Genomic DNA, 21,879 nt, shown 5'->3' on the forward strand with positions numbered 1-21,879 from the left:
TGAGCGGCCGGACGGGGCGGCGGACCGGAGACGGGGTGAGGGCGGGGGCGCCGTTTCCCCGGCGGACGCTCCCGCGCCCGCGGCGGATACTCCCTTATCCCCGGCGGATGCCCCCTTACCCCCGGCGGACCCTCCCGTGGCCCCGGCGGACCCGCCCATACCCCCGGCGCCCCGCACGGCCGCCCCGGCCAAGCGCGGCCGCGTCGTCGCCGCCCTGATGCTCTGTATGGCGCTCGCCGCCCTCGACTCCACCATCATCGCCACCGCCGTCCCGCAGATCGTCGGTGACCTCGGCGGCTTCGCCGTCTTCTCCTGGCTCTTCTCGGGCTACCTGCTCGCCGTCACCGTCACCCTGCCCGTCTACGGCAAGCTCTCCGACACCTTCGGCCGCAAGCCCATCCTCGTCACCGGCGTGATCATCTTCCTCGCCGGGTCGCTGCTGTGCGCGACCGCCTGGAACATGGCCTCCCTCATCGCCTTCCGCATCCTTCAGGGGCTCGGCGGCGGCGCTCTCCAGGGCACCGTCCAGACCGTCGCCGCCGACCTCTACCCGATGAAGGAACGCCCCAAGATCCAGGCCAAGCTGTCCACCGTCTGGGCGACCTCCTCGGTCGCCGGGCCCGCCCTCGGCGGCCTGCTCGCCGCGTACGCCGACTGGCGCTGGATCTTCCTGGTCAACCTGCCGGTGGGCGCCCTCGCCCTGTGGCTCGTCGTACGGCACTTCCGCGAATCGCTGCCCGCGCGCGAGCGCACCCGGCGCCCGCGCGTCGACTGGCCCGGCGCACTCGCGATCTTCGCCTGCGGCGGCCTGCTGCTGACCGCCCTCGTCCAGGGCGGCGTCGTCTGGCCCTGGCTCTCCGCGCCCTCACTGCTGCTCTTCGCGGGCAGCGCCGGGTGCGCCACCGCCACCGTCCTCATCGAACGCCGCGCCGCCGAACCGATCATCCCGGGCTGGGTCTGGCGCCGCCGTACGATCTCGGCCGTCAACCTCGCGCTCGGCGCCGTCGGACTCCTCATGGTCGCGCCGACCGTCTTCCTGCCCACCTACGCGCAGGCCGTCCTGGGCCTCGGCCCCATCGCCGCCGGATTCGTGCTGTCCACCATGACCCTGAGCTGGCCGGTCTCCTCCGCCCTGAGCAGTCACGTCTACAACCGCGTCGGCATCCGCGCCTGCTCCATGATCGGCATCGGCGCCGCCACGCTGGTGCTGCTCGCCTTCCCGCTGCTCCCCTACCCGGGCGCCGCCTGGCAGCCCGCGCTGATCATGTTCGCGCTCGGCGCCGCCCTCGGAATCTTCCAGCTGCCCCTGATCATCGGCGTGCAGTCCTCGGTCGGCTTCGAGGAGCGCGGCACCGCGACCGCCTCGATCCTCTTCTGCCGCCAGGTCGGCCAGTGCGTCGGCGCGGCCCTCTTCGGCGCCGTCGCCAACGCCACCCTCAACGGCCGCCTGGCCACCGCCCCCGCCGACATCCGGCCGGGCCTGCCCGGCGACCTGGACTCCGTCTCGCACGCCCTGGCCCGCGCGGGCACCCTCACCGACCGCGCCGCCGACTACCTGCGGCGTGCCGTGGACGCCACCGTCGACCACGTCTACATCGGAGCGGCCGTCGCCGCCGGCCTCGCCTTCCTCATCCTGCTGCTGCTCGCACCGCGCCGCTTCCCCGTACACGGGGAGCCCGGCGACGCGTCGGGTACGCCCATTGAAGAGACCGGCACACCCCTTAAAGAGACCGGTACGCCCTTTAAAGAGACTGCCGCAGCGTCCGTCTCAGAGGCCGCCGCAGCGACTCCCTCAGAGACCGCCCCGGCGACTGCCTCAGAGACCGCCCCGGCGACTGCCTCAGAGTCCGCCCCGGCGACTGCCTCAGAGACAGCCAGGGGCAACGGCTGACAGGGCGCCCGCCGGGGAAGGGCGCTCGGCTCCCGCCGCCGTCCCCGCCGGGCTCGCGGCCCGTATCACTGCTGTTCCCCGGGCAGCCGCGGCAGCTGTGTCTCCAGCGTGTCCTCGTTGTCGGGGTCCACCGGCGCGCGCGTGTCGGCCGCCGCGCCGGAACCGGACACCGCGGCCTCCTCGACCGCACCGGCCGTACCGGCCTGCGCGGTTTCCACGGCCTGCGCGGTTTCCACGGCCTGCGCGGCTTCACCCGTTCCAGCGGCTTCACCGGACCCGGCACCCGCCGCGTCCTCCGCCGCGCCACCGGCCTTCTCCAGCAGCACCGTGCCGCCTTCCGCACTCGTCGTGGCCCCCGCACCCACAGCAGCGTCCCCGGCATCCCCGGCATCCCCGGCATCCCCGGCGCCCCCGGTGCCCTCGGCCGCCGTGCCGTCCGCCGCCGGCTCGTCCTCGTCCGGCGCCTTGCCCGTCAGGGCCGCCAGCGTGTTGCGGACGTGCGTCATGTGCTCGCGCACCTTCTCGCGCCGCTCCCCGTGCTCACGCAGCGTCCGCTCGGTGGCCCGCTCGACCCGCTCCACCTCGACCCTGGCCTGCGCCAGCAGGTCGGCCGCACGCGCCTCGGCGTCCTCGTCGCGGTGCCGCGCCGCCTCCTCGGCCTCCGCGAGGAGCCGCTCCGACTCGGCGACCCTGGCCCGGCCCAGCTCCTCCAGCTCCGCCACCCGCTGTTCGAGGTCGGCCTCCTGCGCGGCGAGGTCCCGGCCGGCCGCCTCCCACTCCTCGGTCTGCTCCTGGTCCAGCTCCCGCAGCATCCCGGTGGTGCGCTGCTCCATCTCGTGCAGCGCGTCCGCGGCCGCGGTCCGCCACTGCCCGGCGTCCTTGACGGCCGCGGCCTCGGCGCCGTCCGCCTCGGCCCACGCCGCCTCGACCGCACGGCGCGCCCGGTCCTCGGTCTCGTCCCGCAGCTCCTGCGACGCCCGGTCCGCGGCCTCCTGGATCTGCCGCCCGTACGCCTCGGCCTCCTCGCGCGCCCGCTCGGCAGCCTCCTCGGCCTCCGTGCGCAGCCGCGCCGCCTCGGACTCCGCCGTCGTCAGGATCAGCCGCGCCTGGTCGCCCAGCGACTCGTACGTCTGCGGCGGCAGCTGCCGTACGTACTCCTGCAGCTCCGCCAGCTCGGCCGTCATCTCGTTGGCGAGGACCGTCAGCCGGGCGGCGCGCTCCCAGCAGGAGTCCCGGTCGACCGAGAGCCCTTCCACCCGGCGGTCGACATCCCCGGGACGGTAGCCACGTCCTCGTACGATCTCGAACCCATGAGGCGAAACCGATGCACTCATCCCTCAAGCCCCTCTCCGACGTGCGGCGCGATTCCGCGCACATCTTTCTGGATCGATTCGAAGCGACCGTTACGCGACACTCCGCCCCTTTCCATCGTCCAAGGATGCGTCAATTGTTGCCAGAAGTCGGAATCGGGACATCTTCACGGAGCGCCTGGAAGAGCCGCCGCGCTCCCTGCTCGTCCCACTCCACCACATCACCGAGACCACCCAGGTTCACCCCTGGGTTCGCCACCGGAACGGTGGTCGCCGCACCCGCCCCGTCCGCGATCTTCTTCATCGACCAGCCCAGGCGCGCCAGGTCCAACACCCCCGCCTCCCGGTCCACCGTCAGCGCCGACAGCGCCGCGTCCAGCGCCGGGACCAGCGCGAACGGGTTGAGCAGCACACCGGCCCCGAGCATCTTGTCGCCGAGCGCGCCGATCAGCTGCCGCTGCCGCCTGACCCGGCCCAGGTCACCCTCCGGATCCGTATAACGCGCCCGTACGTACGCAAGTGCCCGCACTCCGTCCATCTCCTGGCATCCCGCCCGGAAGTCCGCACCCGACTTCTCATCCTTGAGCGGTTTGTCCAGGCACATCCGTACCCCGCCGAGGGCGTCCACCACCTTCACGAAGCCCAGGAAATCCACCTCGGCGTAGCGTTCGATCCGCAGCCCCGTCGCCTGCTCCACGGTACGGGTCAGCAGCTTCGGTCCGCCCTCGGCGAACGCCACGTTCACCTTGTTCCGGCCGTGGCCCGGCACCGCCACGTAGCTGTCCCGCGGCAGACTCACCAGGTAGGGGCCGCTGTCCCCGTGGTGCAGCACCATGATCGTGTCGGTGTTCAGCCCCCGGTCGTTGCCGACGTGCAGCTGCTTCCGCTGCTCGGGCGTGAGGCTCTCGCGGCTGTCCGAACCGACCAGCAGCCAGTTCGTGCCCTTGCCCGGCGACGGCCTGCCGGTGTAGTCGGCGACAGCGTCGGTACGGCGCGCCTGCTCGCCCGCCCAGACGTACAGCGCCACACCACCCGCCACCGCCAGCACCACCAGAACCAGCAGCACCAGCGCGATCCGCTTCGGCCACGACAGCCGCCGCCGGCCGCGCGGACGGCGGCCCCCGCGCCCCGACCGGTACAGCGTCGACGTACCCTCCGGCGACGGAGGCTGCGACGACCACGACGGCTGACCCATATACGAAGGATCATGGCGACCCGCCCGTCCCGCAGGTCGAGCGCCGCCGGAGGCGGCACGGGCGGTACCGGCAGTGCCCTACAGCAGCCCGTCCCACATCTGTTCGAGCAGCACCGACCACCACGTCTCCGGCGACCCCAGCGCCGGCGCGTCCAGCGCCACCAGCTGCGCCTGGAAGTCCACCGTCCAGCGCCCCGCCTGCTCCGGCGTCAGCCCGTACCGCAGCCGCCACATCCGGCCCAGCATCGCCATGCACCGCACGAACTCCGGCAGCCCGCTGTTCACGAACTGCGGCACCGCCGGCTGCCCGCCGGGCCCCTGCGCGGCACCGTCCAACGGCACCGCCACGATGTGCGCCGTCCCGTACTGCACACACAGCTGCCGGCCGAAGTCGTTGCCCATGACCAGGTACGACCCCGCGTCGGCCGCCGGCCGCACCCCGCGCTCCGCCGCCAGCTCCGCCAGCGTCGGCACCGGACGGCCCGGCTGCGCCTGCGCCCAGAAGAACGGCCCGAAGTCCACCGGCAGCCCCGCCCACACCAGCGTCTGCGCCACCACCTCCGGCACCCCGTGCCGGGACACCGCCCGCTGGTCGAAACGGAAGACACCCTGCGGGCCGAACGACTGCTCCAGCTCCTGCCCGAACACCTGCGGCGGCACCGGCGGCACCGGCTGCACCTGGGACGGATGCGGCAACGGCGCCCGCACCGGCGCAGGCCGCGCCGGACCGTCCGCCACCTGGTGCAACTCACCCTGGTGCTCCACCAGATGCCGCACACCCTGCTGACGCGAGGCGTGCTCCGTCCCGTACGCCGCGGTATGGCTGATACGCACCTGCGGCCACGTCTCACGGACCATCCGCGCGCAGTACCCGCCCGGCAGGGCACACGACTCCAGCTCCGTGTGCAGCTCCAGCACCTGCTGCGGCGGGATGTTCATACCGCGCAGCTCGTGCAGCAGCTGCCACTCCGGATGCGGGGTGCCCGGCGCGGACCGCCGCACGATCTTCTGCTCCGACCCGTCCGGCGCGCGGTAGCTCAGTACGGCCATGTAGCCGGGACCGACGGTCGGCTGCCCGGACGGCGGCGCCTGCGGATAGCCGTACGAGCCGGAGGCCGGCGGCGCGGCGGGCGGCTGCGCGACCGGGCCGGACGCGGGCGGGCCCGGAGCGGCAGGCGGACCGGACGCGGGCGGGCCCGGAACGGCAGGCGGCTGCGCACCCGGGCCCGGCACGGCCGGACCGCCCGCACCGTCGGCCAGCATCGTCGCCGCCGCATGCACACCGCCACCGGGACCACCGGACGGCGGCGCGGCCGGAGGGGCGGACGGAGGCGGCGGCGGGCCGCCCGCGTCACCGGACGCCGTCGGCTTGCCGGGCACACCAGGAGCCTTCGGAGCACCGGGCGGGCCGGGCGGACCGGGCGGCCCGCCCGGGGGCGCGACGGGCGGCGGCACGCCGGGGCCACCCGGACCACCGGCACCCGCCGCGTCCGACGCGAGCACCGCACCACCGGCCAGCATCGTCGCCGCCGCGTGCACACCACAACCGGGAGCACCGGACGGCGGCGCGGGCGGACCCTGGTCCGCTCCGGCGGCAGCCGGGTCCGGGCCGTCCACGGCGCTGAGATCCACCTGGTCCGCGTCGAGCTGCGAGACGAACTGCGTCGGAACGTACCCCCCGGCCGGAGCGGCGGCGGGCGGCGCGGCCTCGTCCGGGCCACCCCCCGGCGGCGCGGACGGCGGCGGAGGCGGCGCACCGGGCCCCTCCGCCGCACCCGGCCCGCTGGCGGGCCCCGCGTACGCAGGGGGCGGCGGCACATCGGCGATCGGCGGCCCGGACGGCGGCGGCAGCTCGGCCAGCCCCGCACCGTCCGCATCGCCGGGGAGCGGCCCGGCCGCGTCCACCGGCCCGGTGGGCCCCGGCCCGTCCACCGGCTGCGCCATCATCGTCCGCGGCAACCGGTAGCCGCCCGCGATCAGTTCCGTCTCGGCCTCGGCCTCCGCACCCGGCAAAGGCGCGTCCTCGTCGTCGAACCCGGCGAGCGGCGGCGCGAAGACCGTCGCGGGCAGCCCCACCGAACGGTCGTCCGCGTCCTCGTCCGCCCGGATGTCCGTACCCGCCCACGGCGCGGCGTCGACCGGCTCGTCCTGCACGGAGGGGACCTGATCCGGCGCCGAAGGGACCTGATCAGGTACGGAAGAAACCTGATCCGATACGTCCGAACCCGTGCCCGAACCCGAAGCCGGGCCCGAACCCGCCCCCCGGCCCGCATCCGGCCGCCGGTCCGCCATCCCGATCTGGTCCGCCGCCTCCTGCAGCCACTCCGGCGGCGTCAACAGGAACGACGTCGCCTCCAGATCGATCCGCTGCGGCGCGGCCTCCGCCACGGCGGCGTCCGCCACCGCGCCGTACTCCTCCTCGTACCGCCGGATCACCTCACCCACCGGCAGCCCCGGCCACAGCGTCGTCTCCCCGCTGTCCCGCGCGATCACCAGCCGGGCCCGGCCACCGTCCGTGGTCGGCCCTCCCGCACGGTCCTCCGCCCAGGCCACGAAACCCAGATCGAACTCCCGCACCCGCACCTCACGCTGGAACGGCCCCGGCACCTCACCGTTGACCCAGCGCTCCGCACGCTCCTGCGCCTGCGCGAACGTCACCACCGCGCCTCACCCCTCCACCGGAACGACACGCGCGAAGCCGCCGTCCACCATCAGACCCGCCACCGTCTCCAGCTCCGGCGGACTCCCCGCCAACTGCTGCAGGAAATCATCGAAATCCGCCCCGCACGGCAACAGCAACTGCTCCGCCCGCTCCTGCACCGGCCAGCCGTCCCGGTCCCGGGCGTCGTCGTACGCACAGAACCACACCGAACCCGGCGCATCCCCGCGCACCCGCACCGCCATGACACCGCCCTGCACGAACCCCACTCCCAGAAAATCCTTGGTGAAGTGGTCCCGCAGACACTTGTTGACGTACACCAGATCGTTCATCGCGGCCTCGTCCCGCACCGTGAAGAACGGCTGGTCCACCAGCAGACCCAGATCCGCGTGCAGCCCCACACCCACCGGCGCACAGCCGCCCGCCGCCTTCAGGAACGAACGGTAAGCACCCGGCAACCGGTACCCCAGCGCCTCCTCCGCCTGGCGCACCTGCTCCTCCGCCACCGACAGGTCCCGGTGCGGCAGCCCGAAATGCACCGGCCGGGTGTCCTGCAACGGCCGCGTCCCCCGCTTGCCGTGATCCACCGCGGCCGTCGCCAGCCCACCGTGATGCCGCAGCAGCGCCTTCACCTCGACCGGCACCAGCTCCATCCGCCGCGTACCCGCCACGTGATGCCACGTCCAGCCGTGCGGCGTCGCCACCGACGGCACGTCCTCCCACAGCTCGTGCCCCTGCGCGTGCAACGCGACGTTCGCCGACACATAGTCCGTCAGCCGCAACTCGTCCACGCCGAAACCCTCCGGCGGCTCCGCGATCTCCGCGGCCGCCCGCGCATACGACGAGAAATCCGGAAAACCACGCCCGTCCACCGGCACCCCACGGGGATACCGCGCGGCGCGCACCGGATCCGGGAAATGCACCACCTGCCCGGCATAGGCCGTATTCGGTGGCGCGGCGTGGCCCGCGGCCTGAAGGCCCGAAGGTGCCCCCAGCCCGTGCCGACCTGACGTCATGGCGGTGCTCCCTGGCTGATCCGGCTACTGGACACAGCCTATGCCGTGCCGCAACCGGCTCCCCCGCCCACGTCAACCGCCCACCCACCGCCCCCGGCCCAACAACCCCCGCCCCACAGCCACTTCACCGCACGCCCCCACCGCACACCCGTCCGCCACCCCCCACCGGACCGGTACCGGACACGGACACAACCGTGACATCACCGACAGCACACCCGACTTCCCCAACACCCGGGGCATTTGGCAGGCTGACCCTCCCCCTACCCTTGCGGGGGACCTCCGGCGTCCCGGGGATTCGGGGAGGGAAAAGCACTGACCATGCGCACCACCGCACACCACAACACCGCCACCGCGGGCGACCCCCGCGTCGGCTGGAGCGGCACCGCCGACGACGACCGTCCGCCTGCCCTCCACCACCGCCGCGACGGCATCCTCCCCACCGTCGGCGCCGCCCTGTCCGTACGCGGACGCACCCTCACCTGCACCGCGAGCAAAGCCGAACAGCCCCCCGCGCTCCACCACCTCGTCCAGGACTTCCTCGACACCCTCCCCACCGCCCAGCGCGAACGCTTCACCGGCCGCTGCCCCGAAGCCGTCCTGCTCAGCCGCCACCTCACCGCCGTCGAAGCCAACCGCGGCAAACGCGCCTCCCGGAAACCCCTCACCAACGGCGAAGCCCGCCGCTCCCTCAAACACTCCAAAATCACCGCCCGGCACATCCGCGAGGACGGCGACCCCCTGCACGGCAGCTACGCTCCCCCCTGTCGCTCCTGCGACGCCCTCATCGCCTTCTTCGGCGTCATGCCCATCGGAACGCCCGCAGGGAGCTGACCCGCACCATGCCCCCCACCGCACCGTCCGCGGACTCCGCCGCCCCGGCCTCCGCCGCGCCCGTCGCCCCGGTCTACGACTCCTACGACCGGACCTCGGCCACCCGCTTCCCCGTCGCCGTCGACGCCGCCCTCCAGGACGCCGGCTGGCGCACCGGACGCTGGGACATACAGCAGGCCGAACACTGGGCCGACGCCCTGCGCGCCCACGCCTCCCCCGCCGGACACCGGCACACCGTCTTCCCCGCCGCCGTCGAGGCCTGGGCCGAATTCGGCGGACTGGACATCGTCCCCACCGGCCCCGGACGGCACATCGCCCCCACCCCCTTCACCCTCGACCCCCTGCACGGCCTCCACCTCGCCCGCACCCTCGGCGACCTCGGCCGCGCCCTGGAAACCGACGTCGCCCCCCTCGGCCAGGAAGCCGGCGGCCAGGCCGTCCTCGCCATCGACACCGAAGGCCGCGTCTACAGCCTCGACCACACCGGCGACTGGTACCTCGGCGCCGACATCGACCAGGCCCTGAGCACCCTCGTCCTCGGCACCCGCCCCACCCGCCTCGGCCCGGCAGGCACGGAAGACAGCTGAACCGGCGCCGGAGAGCCGCACCGCCACCGGGCGTCCCCGCTTCCCTGCGCCGGAGAGCCGAACCGCCACCGGGCGTCCCCGCACCCCGGCGCCGAGGTGTCCCGAAGCGCCCCTACTCCCCCTGCCACCCGGGCAGCACCGCCGACACCCGGAAACCGCCCGCCTCCGTGGCACCCGACACGAACACCCCGCCCAGCCCGGACACCCGCTCCCGCATGCCCACCAGGCCGTTACCGCCACTCGGCAACCCCACATCCGCCGCACCCCGCTCCGACGGACCGTTCTCCACCTGCACCGCGACCTCACCCTCACGATGCGCCAGCCGCACCCGCGCCCGCGCACCCGGCGCATGCTTGTGCACGTTCGTCAGCGCCTCCTGCACCACCCGGTACACCGTCTGCTCCACCCCCGGCGGATAACCGCCCTCCCCGGCCGCGCCGTCCACCGACAGCTCCACCGCCATCCCGGCCGCCCGCGACTGGCCCACCAGATCCCCCAGCTCCGCCAGCGAAGGCCCCTCGCTCTCCGACTCCGCCGTCACCACCACGGCACCACCCCGCACCGGCCCACCGGACTCCGCCCCGGCCTCCGCCACCCGCACGGACACCTCCGACCGCACCCCCGCACCACCCACGTCACCAGGCTCCCGCGCCCCCTCGGCCGCCGCCTTCGCCTTCACCTTCGACGCCACCGCCACCAGCCGCTCCGGCTCGCCCGACACCGGCCCCGACGACCGGCCCGACGCACCCTCCGCCGTCCGCAGCACCCCCAGCATCTCCCGCAACTCCGTCAGCGCCTGCCGCCCCATGTCCCCCACCAGCACCGCGTTCCGCGACGCCTTCTCCGGATCCTTCAACGCCACCGCCTGCAACGCCGCCGCATGCACCACCATCAGGCTCACCCGGTGCGCCACCACGTCGTGCATCTCCCGCGCGATCCGCGTCCGCTCCTCGTTACGGGCCCACTCCGCCCGCTCCTCGGCCCGGTCGGCCAGCAACGACAGCTCCCGCTCCAGCCCGTCCGCCCGCTCCCGCAGACTCTCCACCAGCCGCCGCCGGGCACCGACGTACAACCCCCACAACACCGGCGGCGCCGTCACGACCAGCGCCACCGCCGCCGCCATCACCAGCACGAACCACGTCGGCGGATTGAAATCGGGCACGCCCCCCACGTCCTGCCGGATGGTGAAGGCACTGGACACCAGCGTCCCGACCACCGACATCCCCGCCAGCAGCCCCATCACCCGCCGCGGCGCGTCCGAGACCGCCAGCGAATACAGGCCGACCACGCCCAGCAGCCCGCCCATCTGCGCCGGCGTCACCGCGATCGACACCAGCACCACGGCCACCGACCAGCGGCGCCGCAACAGCAGCACCGGACCCACCACCAGACCGAGCAGCAGCCCCGTCCACGACGGCAGCCCCGCGTCCCCCGCGAAATCCAGCCCCTCGAACACGGTCTCCAGCGTCGAGACGACAGCCAGCGACACATCCAGCACGGCACTCCGCCGCCGCGGCCACCACCACGGCCCGGCGGGCGCGCCCCTCGCACCCGTTGCTTCGATTGCCCCCGTTGTGGTCATACCAACCAGCCTACGGGCGCCCGCGACCGTTTTTCCGTCGCGCGCTCCTGCACGCGAGTGCACCGTTACGGGCCGGTACCCACCCTTTTCCCTCGAACTATTGAATCGTCCACATTTTCGGCTCCTCCGTACACCGCCCGGCCCGAACCTGACCTCATGCACCACCACACACGAACGGACTTCGAGTCCCTGCGCGACCAGGCCGTCACCCTCCGCCGAGCCGGCCTGAGCCGCCGCCAGATCCGCGACCGCTTACACGTCCACAACAACGACATCCTCAACCGCCTCCTGGAAGGCGAACCACCCCCGGACTGGACCCACCGCCCGAACGCGAAGGACGACGTACGAGCACGGGCGCGGGAGCTTCGGGGGGAGGGGATGACGTATGACGAGATCCAGGTCGAACTGGGAGTGTCGAAGAGCTCCATCTCCCTATGGGTACGGGACATGCCCAGGCCGCCCAGGCGCACCCCCGAGCAGGCGTCCGCCATCGCCAAACGCGGCTGGGAGGCGACGCTGCGCCGCCGCGACGAGGAGCGGCAGCAGACGAAACGTGCCGCGACCGACGAGATCGGCACCATGAGTGATCGCGAGCTGTTCCTTGTCGGGGTGGGGCTCTACTGGTCCGAGGGCAGCAAGAGCAAGCCGCACAGCCCCCAGGAACGCGCGACCTTCGTCAACAGCGACCCGGGCATGATCCAGGTATTCGTCGCGTGGCTCTCGCTCCTCGGGGTAACGCCGGAGCGCATGCAGTTCCGCGTCCAGATCCACGAGTCGGCCGACATCGGCGCCGCCGAACGCCACTGGGCGGACCTGGTCGGGATCGACGTCACCGTCCTCGCCAGAACGACACTGAAGAAGCACAACCCGAAAACGGTCCGCAAGAACGTGGGCGAGGGTTATCGCGGCTGCCTGGTGGTCCGAGTTCTGCGATCCGCCGATCTGTACCGTCGCATCGAAGGCTGGTGGTACGGCATAGTGTTGGGTGCCAAGCGGACAGCCTGAAGAAATGTCCGGTTTGGCCGCTTATACACTCCCCTGTGGTGTAATCGGCAACACAGTCGGTTTTGGTCCGATAGTTCCGGGTTCGAGTCCTGGCAGGGGAGCAAAAGCAAGTTCGGGTCCCGACCTCCGGTCGGGACCCGCCCGCGTTTCGGCCGCAAACCGCACCGGTATCCTTCGGGTGTCCACCACCCGAAGAAGCCGAAGGGCATCCCGTGAGCGCCAACCGCCCGGCCGCCGTCGTCGTTCTCGCAGCGGGTGAGGGCACCCGCATGAAGTCGTCGACTCCGAAGGTCCTGCACGCGATCTGCGGCCGCTCCCTCGTGGGGCACGTCGTCGCCGCCTCCCGCGAGCTGGACCCCGAGCACCTCGTCGTGGTCGTGGGCCACGCCCGTGAGCAGGTCGGCGGGCATCTCGCCGAGATCGACGCGGACGTGCGCACCGCCGTCCAGCACGAGCAGAACGGCACCGGCCACGCGGTCCGGATGGGCCTGGAGGAGCTGGGTGACGGCGGTGTCACCCTCGACGGCACCGTGATCGTCGTCTGTGGCGACACCCCGCTGCTGACCGGCGAGACCCTGAAGAAGCTGGGCGACACCCACGCCGCCGACGGCAACGCCGTCACCGTGCTGTCGGCCGAGGTCCCGGACTCCACCGGGTACGGCCGGATCGTGCGGGACGAGAACACCGGTGCGGTCACCGAGATCGTCGAGCACAAGGACGCCACGGACGCGCAGCGCGCGATCCGTGAGATCAACTCCGGGGTGTTCGCGTTCGACGCGCAGCTGCTGACCGACGCGCTGGGCAAGGTGCGTACGGACAACAGCCAGGGTGAGGAGTACCTCACGGACGTGCTGGGGATTCTGCGCGAGGCCGGTCACCGGGTCGGTGCCGCGGTGGCGGACGACCACCGGGAGATCCTGGGGATCAACAACCGTGTGCAGCTCGCGGAGGCGCGCCGGCTGCTGAACGAGCGGCTGCTGACCCGGGCGATGCTGGCGGGTGTGACGGTCGTGGATCCGGCGACGACGTGGGTGGACGTGTCGGTGACGTTCGAGGCGGACGCGACGGTGCACCCGGGTACGCAGCTGCTGGGCGGTACGCATGTGGCGGCGCACGCGGAGGTGGGTCCGGACGCGCGGCTGAAGGACACGTCGGTCGGCGAGGGCGCGACGGTGTCGTTCACGGTCGCGGACGGCGCGAAGGTCGGTCCGGGGGCGAGTGTGGGTCCGTACGCGTATCTGCGTCCGGGTACGGATCTGGGGCCGAAGGCGAAGGCCGGTACGTACGTGGAGATGAAGAACGCGAAGATCGGTGAGGGCACGAAGGTGCCGCATCTGTCGTACGTGGGTGACGCGACGATCGGTGAGTTCACCAACATCGGTGCGGCGAGCGTGTTCGTGAACTACGACGGTGAGTCGAAGCATCACACGACGATCGGGTCGCACTGCAAGACCGGTTCGGACAACATGTTTGTGGCTCCTGTCACGGTCGGGGACGGTGCGTACACCGCTGCCGGCTCGGTCATCACCAAGGATGTGCCTTCGGGTTCGCTGGCGGTCGCGCGCGGCCAGCAGCGGAATATCGAGGGCTGGGTCGCCCGTAAGCGCCCCGGAAGCGCCGCCGCGCAGGCCGCGTCTGCCGCCGGTCGGGAGTCCGACGGCGAGCAGTGATCGTGCTCGGGTGCGCCGTGCGGGGCGTACCGTGATAAGCGCACGCAAACAGGATCTGAGGAGATTTGCTGTGACCGGGATCAAGACGACCGGCGAGAAGAAGCTGATGCTCTTCTCCGGCCGCGCCCACCCCGAGCTGGCTGAGGAGGTCGCCCACCAGCTGGGTGTCGGGCTGGTCCCGACCAAGGCGTTCGACTTCGCCAACGGAGAGATCTATGTCCGTTACCAGGAGTCGGCGCGTGGTGCGGACTGCTTCTTGATGCAGAGCCACACGGCTCCCATCAACAAGTGGATCATGGAACAGTTGATCATGATCGATGCGCTGAAGCGGGCCTCGGCCCGCAGCATCACCGTGGTCATCCCGTCGTACGGGTACGCCCGCCAGGACAAGAAGCACCGCGGCCGCGAGCCGATCTCGGCCCGTCTGATCGCGGATCTGCTGAAGTGCGCGGGTGCCGACCGGATCGTCACGGTCGACCTGCACACCGACCAGATCCAGGGCTTCTTCGACGGCCCGGTGGACCACCTGTTCGCCCTGCCGGTCCTCGCGGACTACGTGGGCGCCAAGGTGGACCGCGAGAAGCTGACGGTGGTCTCGCCGGACGCGGGCCGGGTGCGGGTCGCGGACCGCTGGTGCGACCGGCTGGACGCGCCGCTGGCGATCGTGCACAAGCGCCGGGACAAGGACGTGGCGAACCAGGTCACCGTCCACGAGGTCGTCGGCGAGGTCAAGGACCGGGTCTGCGTCCTGGTCGACGACATGATCGACACCGGTGGCACGATCTGCGCCGCGGCGGACGCGCTGTTCGCGAACGGTGCCGCGGACGTCATCGTGACGGCCACGCACGGCATCCTGTCGGGTCCGGCGGCGGACCGCCTGAAGAACTCGAAGGTCAGCGAGTTCGTCTTCACGAACACCCTGCCCACCCCGTCCGAGCTGGAGCTGGACAAGATCACGGTGCTGTCGATGGCGCCGACGATCGCGCGGGCGATGCGTGAGGTCTTCGAGGACGGCTCGGTGACCAGCCTCTTCGAGGAGCAGTGAGCCGGATTCCGCGGCTCTGAGGGGCTTGCGGAGATCGACTTTGGGGGCGGCCTCCCCGCCGGGTAGACTCACGGAGTTGCTCGGCGAGGGAGGCCGCACTTTTCTGTGGTGCGGCGGTCCGTTATCGACGCGCTCTTCGTAGCAGGTCTGTCGTGGGCCGGGTGACGCCCCACAGATCCGTCCGGTCGCCTGTCGGCCGTGAACGACTACGAGGAGTGCCGCCATGGCTGAGGTCAAGCTCGACGCCAAGATCCGTACCGACTTCGGTAAGGGTGCCGCCCGCAGTCTCCGCCGCGAGGACATGGTTCCCGCGGTGATCTACGGTCACGGTGCCGAGCCGAAGCACATCGCCATCCACAACCACGCGCTGATGATGGCCCTGAAGACCCCGAACGCGCTGATCCGCCTGGACGTGGACGGCACCAGCGAGCTGGTCATCCCCAAGGCCGTGCAGCGTGAGGCCATCCGTGGCTTCCTGGTCCACGTGGACTTCCTGGCCGTCAAGAAGGGCGAGAAGGTCACCGTCGAGGTGCCGATCCACGTCGAGGGCGACCTGGCGCCGGGTGCCAACCTGCTGGAGCACCTGCTGAACACCCTGCCGCTGGAGGCCGAGGCCACCCACATCCCGGAGTCGGTGACCGTCTCCGTGGCGGGCCTGGACGCCGGTGACTCGGTGCACGCCAAGGACATCACCCTGCCGTCCGGTTCGGCCCTGGCCATCGACGAGGAGACCGTGGTGCTCCAGGTCGTCGCGGCGCAGGCCGAGGCGCCGGCGGCCGAGGGCGACGAGTCCGCCGAGGGCTGATCGCTTCCGTAACGCGCGTTACTGTCAACCGCTGCCCCGCACTCCCGGTGCGGGGCGGCGGTTGAGCCGTTTCACGGTGGGTCGCTGCAAGGAGACATGAGGATGACGACGGACGCCGAGGGTCCCTGGCTGGTCGCGGGGCTGGGCAACCCGGGCCCGGAGTACGCGGCCAACCGCCACAACGTGGGGTTCATGGTGGCGGATCTGCTCGCGGAGCGGATGCGCGGACGTTTCAAGGCGCACAAGGCGCGGGCGCAGGTCGTGGAGGGCCGGATCGGTCCGCCGGGGCCGGGGAGCCGCCGGGTGGTGGTCGCCAAGCCGATGACGTACATGAACCTGTCGGGTGGTCCGGTGACGGCGCTGCGGGACTTCTACAAGGTTCCGGTGGCCAACATCATCGCGGTGCACGACGAGCTGGACATCGACTTCGGTGCGCTGCGGCTGAAGCTGGGCGGTGGCGACAACGGGCACAACGGTCTGAAGTCGATGACGAAGTCGCTGGGGCCGGATTATCACCGGGTGCGGTTCGGTATCGGCCGTCCTCCGGGGCGTATGCAGGTGGCGGACTTCGTCCTGAAGGACTTCTCCGGCGCGGAGCGCAAGGAGCTGGACTACTTCGTGGACCGGGCGGCGGACGCGGTGGAGGGGCTGGTGCTGGACGGTCTGGAGCGGGCGCAGAGTACGTACAACTCCTGAGTCGGCGGGCGGGGCCTCGGGGGCGGTGTGCGGCGGCGTTCCCGGCCAAGGGCTGACGAACCGACGCCTCAGGTTGACCGCGCGCAGTCATATGGCCAAGGATCGCCGCCATGCCCAAGAGCAGCCCGAGCAGCAAGAAGCGCAGCCGCCCCGTCAAACGCAGCCGTACCCGCCGGATGCGGGAGAGCGCCTATGGGCTGCTGCTCGTCGCCCGTACGGGGCTGATGGGCGCGCTGGCGCTGTTGCTGCTGGTGGCGGGGGTCTGGACGTCGTGGAACACGGCGCAGTACGCGATGCTCGTGGAGGCGCGGGAGCGCGGCACGATGACGGTGGCGGACTGCCGGGACGAGCGGTGTACGGGCCCGTATCTGCCGTCGGAGGGTGACGGCCGGCGCCGTACGCAGGTGTCGATAGCCGCGGCGGCCGCGCCGGCCGAGGGTGAGCAGGTCGAGGTGACGGTGAAGCCCGGGACGCACAACGCGGTGCGTACGGGTGCGGGTGGCGTCCTGCACGCGTGGGTTCCGTTTGCGGGGTCGTTGCTGCTGGCGGCGCTGGTGGTGGCGGGTGGCATGAAGCTGCGGCGGGTGGCCTGGGTGATGGGTCTGCTGGGCACGGTGCTGCTGGGGGCGACGTTCGCGGCGCTGTAAGGCGTGTGTACAGCGCCGTGCTGTAGTGCGTGTGTACGGCGCCCCGCTGTAGTGCGTGTGTACGGCGCGGAGCGGGTGTCCGGGGTTCAGCGCTGGTACAGCTGCCACATGCCGAGTTCGTCGTCGTGGGCGCGGAGCCGGGCGACGGCTTCTTCCAGAGTGCGCTGCTCGGTGAGTTCGTAGAACAGGAACAGCGGGGCGAAGACGCTGGCGTAGCCGAAGGGGGCGCCGTGCGGTGCGATGTAGGCGCGCGCTCCGGCGTCGAGGAAGGCGTCGGCCAGTGCGGGGGCTCCGGTTTCGCAGCCGTTCGCGATGACGACGCTGCCCGGCAGGCGGACGTGCGAGCGCACTTCGTCGGGGCCGGCGGTGTCGTTGAACGGCTGGTAGGCGGCGAGTTCGGGCGCGAGGTCTTCCATGAGGACGCGTCCTTCGTCGCCGTGGCAGGACAGGATGACGTACGGTGCGGCCGGCCGGCTGCCGTCGAGGGCGGCGACGAAGTGCCGGGGCTGTCCGATGTGCAGGTAGTTCACCTGCACGCCGAAGCCCTCCAGGGCGTCCCGCAGGGGCCGCGCGTGGCCGCTTTCCACGTCCAGGAGGTCGACGGTGGTCCAGGCCAGCTGTCCGGCCTGCACCTCGCGGAGCCGGGACGGCCGCTGTGTCGCCAGCCAGGTTGCTTCGTCCATGTGTGCCCCCTCCTGGTTGCCGGTCGGCCGGGGCTTGTCGAAGGCCCCGGCCGACCGGACGGGTTCACCCTGTGTTGCGGAGTCCCGCCGCCACTCCGTTGACGGTGAGCAGCAGCGCCCGTGCCAGCACCGGGTCGGCTTCCTCTCCCCGCTCCGCCGCGGCCCGCTGGCGGTGCAGCAGGGTGACCTGGAGGTAGGAGATCGGGTCGAGGTAGGCGTCGCGGATGTGGAAGGTCTGCTTGAGCACCGGGTTGGAGTCGAGCAGTTCGTTCTCTCCGGTGATGCGCAGTACTTCCTGCACGGTCAGTTCGTGTTCGGCCCTGATGGTGTCGAAGACGTGCTTGAGCTCGTCGGGTACGAGGGTGTCGACGTAGTGCCGGGCGATTCGCAGGTCGGTCTTGGCCAGCGTCATCTCGACGTTGGACAGGAAGTTGCGGAAGAAGTGCCAGTGCTCGTGCATTTCGTCGATGACGACGTCGAGTCCGGCTTCGCGGGCGGCCTTGAGGCCCGTACCGACGCCGAACCAGCCGGGGACGATCTGCCGGGACTGGGTCCAGCCGAAGACCCACGGGATGGCGCGCAGGCCGTCGAGTCCGGCGCCGGAGTCGGGCCGGCGGGAGGGCCGGGAGCCGAGGTGGAGTTCGGCGAGCTGGTCGACGGGGGTGGACGCGAAGAAGTACGCGGGCAGGTCGGGGTCCTCGACCAGCTTGCGGTAGGCGCCGTGGGCGGCGTCGGAGACGGTTTCCATGGCGGCGTCCCAGCGGGCGAGTGCCTCGTCGGACTGGCGCGGTGCGGTGTGCAGCGCGGATGCCTGGAGGGTGGCGGCGACGGTCAGTTCCAGGTTCTCCCGGGCGAGGGAGGGCACCAGGTACTTGTCGGAGATGACTTCGCCCTGTTCGGTGACCTTGATCTCGCCTTCGAGGGTGCCGTAGGGCTGGGCGAGGATCGCGTCGTGGGAGGGGCCGCCGCCGCGGCCGACGGTGCCGCCGCGGCCGTGGAAGAGGCGCAGGCGTACGCCGTGCCGGTGGGCGACGTCGCGCAGCAGGCGCTGGGCGCGGTGGATCTCCCACTGGCTGGTGGTGATGCCGCCGAACTTGGAGGAGTCGGAGTAGCCGAGCATGACCTCCTGGACGTCGCCGCGCAGGGCGACCAGGCGCCGGTAGGAGGGGTCGGCGAGCATTTCGTCGAGGAGCTGGTCGGCGATCTTCAGTTCGTCGGTGGTCTCCAGGAGCGGCACGATGCCGATCTTCGCCCAGCCGGCGTGCAGGTCGATGAGGCCGGCTTCGCGGGCGAGGACGGTGGCGGCGAAGACGTCGTCGGAGCCCTGGCACATGGAGATGATGTACGACTCGACGACCTCGGGGCCGAAGGTCTTCTTGGCCTTGAGGACGGTGCGGAAGACGCCGAGGGTCTTGGCGCCGGCCTCGTCGAGGGGGGCGGGGCTGGGGGCGAGGGGCCGGCGGGAGCGCAGTTCCTTGGCGAGGAGCTTGCGGCGGTAGTCGCGCGGCATGTCGGTGTAGCGCCAGGATTCCTCGCCGAGGCGGTCGAAGAGCTGGCCGAGGGCGTGGTGGTGGGCGTCGGCGTGTTCGCGGACGTCCATGGTGGCGAGCTGGAGGCCGAAGGCGGCGATGGTGCGGATGGTGCGTTCGAGGCGGCCGTCGGCGACGAGGCCGCCGCGGTGTTCGCGCAGCGAGGTCTGGATGAGGGTGAGGTCGTCGACGAGTCCGGCGGTGCCGAGGTAGTCGCGGCCGGGGACGTGGGGGGTGTCGGCGGCGAGGCGGTCGCGGGTGTTGACGAGCTTCTGGCGGATGCAGGTGGCCTTGAGGCGGTAGGGCTCCTCGGCGTTCAGCCGCTTGTAGCGGGGGCTGATCTCGGGGAGGGCGTCGAGGTCCTGCTGGAGGGAGGCGAGGAGGTCGTCGGTGGCGCCGCAGTTGCGGATGGAGTTGGACAGGGCGCCGCGCAGCTCGTCGACGTGTTCGAGGGCGTCGGTGATGCCGTGTTCGTGCTGGAGGATCAGGACGTCCCAGGTGACCTGGGGGGTGACGTTGGGGTTGCCGTCGCGGTCGCCGCCGATCCAGGTGCCGAAGGTGAGGGGGCGGGTGCCGGGCGGCAGCTGGGCGCCGGCTCGTTCCAGTTCGGCGGCGAGGTCTTCGAGGACGTCGCCGACGGCGCCGCGGCCGAGCTCGTCGAGGTAGTAGATGGCGTTGCGGGCCTCGTCGGTGGGCTCGGGGCGGGCGACGCGCAGTTCGTCGGTCTGCCAGATGAGGTCGATGTTCTCGGCGAGGCGCAGGTCGGCGCGGCGGCGCTCGGTGGTGTCCGTGCGGTCGAGGAGTTCGGCGACCTTGCGGAGCTTGGTGAGGACGGAGCGGCGGGCCGCTTCGGTGGGGTGGGCGGTGAAGACGGGCCGTACGCCGAGGTTGGCGGCGGTGGCGCGCAGGTGCTCGGGGTCGGCGTCCTTGAGCATGTCGGCGGTGCGGGCGAGGATGCCGCCTTCGGCGGCGCGCCGGGCGCGCAGTTCGCGGCCGCGGTGGACCTGCTCGGTGACGTTGGCGAGGTGGAAGTAGGTGGAGAAGGCGCGGACCAGCTTGGCGGCGGTGGCCAGGTCGGTCTCGCCGAGGAGCCGGGCGGCGTCCTCGCCGTCGGAGCGGGTCAGGGCGCGGACGCGCTCGACGAGGTCGAGGAGTTCTTGGCCTTCCTGGCGGACGAGTGTCTCGCCGAGGAGGTCGCCGAGGCGGCGGATGTCGGCGCGCAGGGGTCCGTTGTCGCGGGCGGCGTCGGCGGCGGCCGGGGTGCCGGTGCGCTCGTCGTTCGCGGCGGGGGTGTTGTCGGCACTGCTCACAGGTGCGGCTCCTTGCAGTGATCTTCGTGATCTGAGCACGTCCGGGCGCTTGCGGGGGTGCCCCCCGGCTGTCGCGGGGGTGCCCCCGACGGCAGCTGGGGGCGGTTTGCGGACCGCGCTGTCCGACGTTCCCCAGGATAGGTCTCCGCGGCGTCGGCGGATCACCCTGTCCGTTCTGTGGGCACCTACCTTTCGCGCGGGGTGCTCACACCTGGACGTTGTTCTTATGTGACGGAACTTGCACTGTTCCCGCACCTTGCCTATGGCAGTTTTTGCCGCAATTCGGTCACCCGTTACCGACCTGTCGGACCCTTGCCCGCCCCGGAGGCGCTGCCATACTTACGTGACCGTAGGTTACGGTCCCGTAGCCGTAACCGTGCCCCTGAGCCCCCGACGAGGGACACCACATGACCGCTAGCCCCGAAGTCATCGAAGACTCGCCGAAACCCGCCGAAACCCCTCTGCCGTCCGCGACGCTCGGCAGCGACAGCAAACGCTCGGTCGAACAGATCACCCTGCTGCTGTTCATCACCCTGCCCTTCGTGGCGCTGGTGGCCGCGGTCCCGCTGGCCTGGGGCTGGGGCGTGAGCTGGCTCGATCTGGCGCTGCTGGCGGCGATGTACTTCATCGGCTGCCACGGCATCACCATCGGCTTCCACCGTTACTTCACCCACGGTGCCTTCAAGGCCAGGCGCCCGCTGCGGATCGCGCTGGCGGTCATGGGGTCGCTGGCGGTCGAGGGGCCGCTGGTGCGCTGGGTGGCCGACCACCGCAAGCACCACAAGTTCTCCGACGCCGAGGGCGACCCGCACTCCCCCTGGCGGTTCGGTGAGACGGTGCCGGCGCTCATGAAGGGCCTGTGGTGGGCCCACATCGGCTGGATGTTCGACGAGGAGCAGACCCCGCAGCACAAGTACGCGCCCGACCTGATCAAGGACGACGCGATCCGCCGGGTCTCCCGCCAGTTCGTCCTGTGGACGGTCGTCTCCCTCCTGATCCCGCCCCTGGTCGGCGGCCTGGCCACGCTGTCCTGGCAGGGCGCGGTCACCGCGTTCTTCTGGGGCTCCCTGGTCCGCGTCGGGCTGCTCCACCACGTCACGTGGTCGATCAACTCCATCTGCCACGCCGTCGGCAAGCGCCCCTTCAAGTCCCGCGACCGCTCCGGCAACGTCTGGTGGCTGGCGGTGCTCTCGTGCGGCGAGTCCTGGCACAACCTGCACCACGCCGACCCGACGTGCGCGCGGCACGGCGTCATGAAGGGGCAGCTCGACTCCAGTGCCCGGCTGATCCGCTGGTTCGAGAAGGCCGGCTGGGCGTACGACGTGCGCTGGCCGGACGCCGCACGCATCGACGCCAAGCGCCTGGACGGCGCCGGGCCCGGGGGGACCGGGCGGCGATAGCCGGGGAAGGCATGATTG

At 71.8% G+C, this 21,879-nt stretch carries 17 protein-coding genes and 1 tRNA gene; 11 read left to right on the plus strand and 7 right to left on the minus strand.

Translation table 11 applies throughout. The features are described 5' to 3' along the window. Positions 1-136: 136 nt before the first annotated feature. Positions 137-1,891: an MFS transporter gene (locus tag A6A06_RS38685; RefSeq protein ID WP_242441162.1), complete on the plus strand. Its 1,755-nt coding sequence runs from the start codon at positions 137-139 to the stop codon at positions 1,889-1,891. 65 nt (positions 1,892-1,956) lie between these two features. Here the strand turns inward: A6A06_RS38685 and A6A06_RS38690 are convergent, their stop codons facing one another. The 4 genes from A6A06_RS38690 to A6A06_RS43670 all read right to left on the minus strand — a co-directional run bounded on the left by A6A06_RS38690 (position 1,957) and on the right by A6A06_RS43670 (position 8,071). Beyond that, a complete protein-coding gene (locus A6A06_RS38690; protein WP_242441163.1) occupies positions 1,957-3,225 on the minus strand; it encodes a cellulose-binding protein in 1,269 nt (422 codons plus the stop codon). 109 nt (positions 3,226-3,334) lie between these two features. Next, positions 3,335-4,396: an LCP family protein gene (locus tag A6A06_RS38695; RefSeq protein ID WP_443333827.1), complete on the minus strand. Its 1,062-nt coding sequence runs from the start codon at positions 4,394-4,396 to the stop codon at positions 3,335-3,337. A gap of 78 nt (positions 4,397-4,474) precedes the next feature. Continuing rightward, a complete protein-coding gene (locus A6A06_RS38700; protein WP_073768632.1) occupies positions 4,475-7,057 on the minus strand; it encodes an SUKH-4 family immunity protein in 2,583 nt (860 codons plus the stop codon). A gap of 6 nt (positions 7,058-7,063) precedes the next feature. Next, entirely contained in the window at positions 7,064-8,071 is a 1,008-nt protein-coding gene (locus A6A06_RS43670; RefSeq protein WP_073768634.1) for an SMI1/KNR4 family protein, read from the minus strand. A 318-nt stretch (positions 8,072-8,389) separates the two neighbouring features. Here A6A06_RS43670 and A6A06_RS38710 point away from each other — a divergent pair, with 318 nt between their 5' ends. Both A6A06_RS38710 and A6A06_RS38715 read left to right on the plus strand, forming a co-directional pair. Then, positions 8,390-8,902 carry a YwqJ-related putative deaminase gene (locus A6A06_RS38710; RefSeq protein ID WP_073768636.1) on the plus strand — a complete coding sequence of 171 codons (513 nt, stop codon included), beginning with the start codon at positions 8,390-8,392 and terminating at the stop codon, positions 8,900-8,902. 8 nt (positions 8,903-8,910) lie between these two features. Beyond that, positions 8,911-9,489, plus strand: a complete 579-nt coding sequence (locus A6A06_RS38715; RefSeq protein ID WP_073768650.1) for an SUKH-3 domain-containing protein — start codon at positions 8,911-8,913, stop codon at positions 9,487-9,489. Positions 9,490-9,601: 112 nt separating this feature from the next. Here the strand turns inward: A6A06_RS38715 and A6A06_RS38720 are convergent, their stop codons facing one another. After that, positions 9,602-11,071 (minus strand): sensor histidine kinase, encoded by a 1,470-nt coding sequence (locus tag A6A06_RS38720; protein WP_079194644.1) that lies wholly within the window; start codon positions 11,069-11,071, stop codon positions 9,602-9,604. A 156-nt stretch (positions 11,072-11,227) separates the two neighbouring features. On the opposite strand from A6A06_RS38720, the gene A6A06_RS38725 reads away from it, so the two are divergent. The 7 genes from A6A06_RS38725 to A6A06_RS38755 all read left to right on the plus strand — a co-directional run bounded on the left by A6A06_RS38725 (position 11,228) and on the right by A6A06_RS38755 (position 16,939). Beyond that, on the plus strand, positions 11,228-12,076 hold the full coding sequence (locus tag A6A06_RS38725) for a hypothetical protein (protein WP_073768654.1): 849 nt from the start codon (positions 11,228-11,230) through the stop codon (positions 12,074-12,076). Positions 12,077-12,105: 29 nt separating this feature from the next. After that, positions 12,106-12,177 (plus strand) — tRNA-Gln (locus A6A06_RS38730). 111 nt (positions 12,178-12,288) lie between these two features. Then, the gene (gene glmU, locus A6A06_RS38735) at positions 12,289-13,746 is read left to right on the plus strand and encodes a bifunctional UDP-N-acetylglucosamine diphosphorylase/glucosamine-1-phosphate N-acetyltransferase GlmU (protein WP_073768656.1); all 1,458 of its coding nucleotides are present in this window, start codon (positions 12,289-12,291) and stop codon (positions 13,744-13,746) included. 70 nt (positions 13,747-13,816) lie between these two features. After that, entirely contained in the window at positions 13,817-14,791 is a 975-nt protein-coding gene (locus A6A06_RS38740) for a ribose-phosphate diphosphokinase (RefSeq protein WP_073768658.1), read from the plus strand. A 223-nt stretch (positions 14,792-15,014) separates the two neighbouring features. Next, on the plus strand, positions 15,015-15,596 hold the full coding sequence (locus A6A06_RS38745) for a 50S ribosomal protein L25/general stress protein Ctc (RefSeq protein WP_073768660.1): 582 nt from the start codon (positions 15,015-15,017) through the stop codon (positions 15,594-15,596). 102 nt (positions 15,597-15,698) lie between these two features. After that, positions 15,699-16,292, plus strand: a complete 594-nt coding sequence (pth, locus tag A6A06_RS38750; protein ID WP_073768662.1) for an aminoacyl-tRNA hydrolase — start codon at positions 15,699-15,701, stop codon at positions 16,290-16,292. Between the two features lie 110 nt (positions 16,293-16,402). Next, a complete protein-coding gene (locus tag A6A06_RS38755) occupies positions 16,403-16,939 on the plus strand; it encodes a hypothetical protein (RefSeq protein WP_073768664.1) in 537 nt (178 codons plus the stop codon). Between the two features lie 86 nt (positions 16,940-17,025). Here A6A06_RS38755 and A6A06_RS38760 read toward each other — a convergent pair whose 3' ends face one another. Together A6A06_RS38760 and ppc are read right to left on the minus strand one after the other, a co-directional pair. Next, complete coding sequence (locus tag A6A06_RS38760; RefSeq protein WP_073768666.1) at positions 17,026-17,622, minus strand: hypothetical protein; 597 nt, start codon at positions 17,620-17,622, stop codon at positions 17,026-17,028. A gap of 64 nt (positions 17,623-17,686) precedes the next feature. Further along, positions 17,687-20,461, minus strand: a complete 2,775-nt coding sequence (ppc, locus tag A6A06_RS38765) for a phosphoenolpyruvate carboxylase (protein WP_073768668.1) — start codon at positions 20,459-20,461, stop codon at positions 17,687-17,689. Positions 20,462-20,868: 407 nt separating this feature from the next. Between ppc and A6A06_RS38770 the strand changes: the two genes are divergently transcribed. Beyond that, complete coding sequence (locus A6A06_RS38770; RefSeq protein ID WP_073768670.1) at positions 20,869-21,861, plus strand: acyl-CoA desaturase; 993 nt, start codon at positions 20,869-20,871, stop codon at positions 21,859-21,861. Positions 21,862-21,879: the final 18 nt, after the last annotated feature.

The sequence above is a fragment of the Streptomyces sp. CB02923 genome, assembly GCF_001905005.1.
Lineage (GTDB): Bacteria > Actinomycetota > Actinomycetes > Streptomycetales > Streptomycetaceae > Streptomyces.

Excerpts from the sequence above, each read along its gene's own strand:
- A6A06_RS38720 (WP_079194644.1), bottom strand. The coding sequence starts at position 11,071 with ATGACCACAACGGGGGCAATCGAAGCAACGGGTGCGAGGGGCGCGCCC.
- pth (WP_073768662.1), top strand. The coding sequence starts at position 15,699 with ATGACGACGGACGCCGAGGGTCCCTGGCTGGTCGCGGGGCTGGGCAAC.
- A6A06_RS38745 (WP_073768660.1), top strand. The coding sequence starts at position 15,015 with ATGGCTGAGGTCAAGCTCGACGCCAAGATCCGTACCGACTTCGGTAAG.
- A6A06_RS38695 (WP_443333827.1), bottom strand. The coding sequence starts at position 4,396 with ATGGGTCAGCCGTCGTGGTCGTCGCAGCCTCCGTCGCCGGAGGGTACG.
- A6A06_RS38770 (WP_073768670.1), top strand. The coding sequence starts at position 20,869 with ATGACCGCTAGCCCCGAAGTCATCGAAGACTCGCCGAAACCCGCCGAA.
- A6A06_RS38710 (WP_073768636.1), top strand. The coding sequence starts at position 8,390 with ATGCGCACCACCGCACACCACAACACCGCCACCGCGGGCGACCCCCGC.
- A6A06_RS38760 (WP_073768666.1), bottom strand. The coding sequence starts at position 17,622 with ATGGACGAAGCAACCTGGCTGGCGACACAGCGGCCGTCCCGGCTCCGC.
- A6A06_RS38725 (WP_073768654.1), top strand. The coding sequence starts at position 11,228 with ATGCACCACCACACACGAACGGACTTCGAGTCCCTGCGCGACCAGGCC.
- A6A06_RS38690 (WP_242441163.1), bottom strand. The coding sequence starts at position 3,225 with ATGAGTGCATCGGTTTCGCCTCATGGGTTCGAGATCGTACGAGGACGT.
- A6A06_RS43670 (WP_073768634.1), bottom strand. The coding sequence starts at position 8,071 with ATGACGTCAGGTCGGCACGGGCTGGGGGCACCTTCGGGCCTTCAGGCC.
- A6A06_RS38755 (WP_073768664.1), top strand. The coding sequence starts at position 16,403 with ATGCCCAAGAGCAGCCCGAGCAGCAAGAAGCGCAGCCGCCCCGTCAAA.
- A6A06_RS38715 (WP_073768650.1), top strand. The coding sequence starts at position 8,911 with ATGCCCCCCACCGCACCGTCCGCGGACTCCGCCGCCCCGGCCTCCGCC.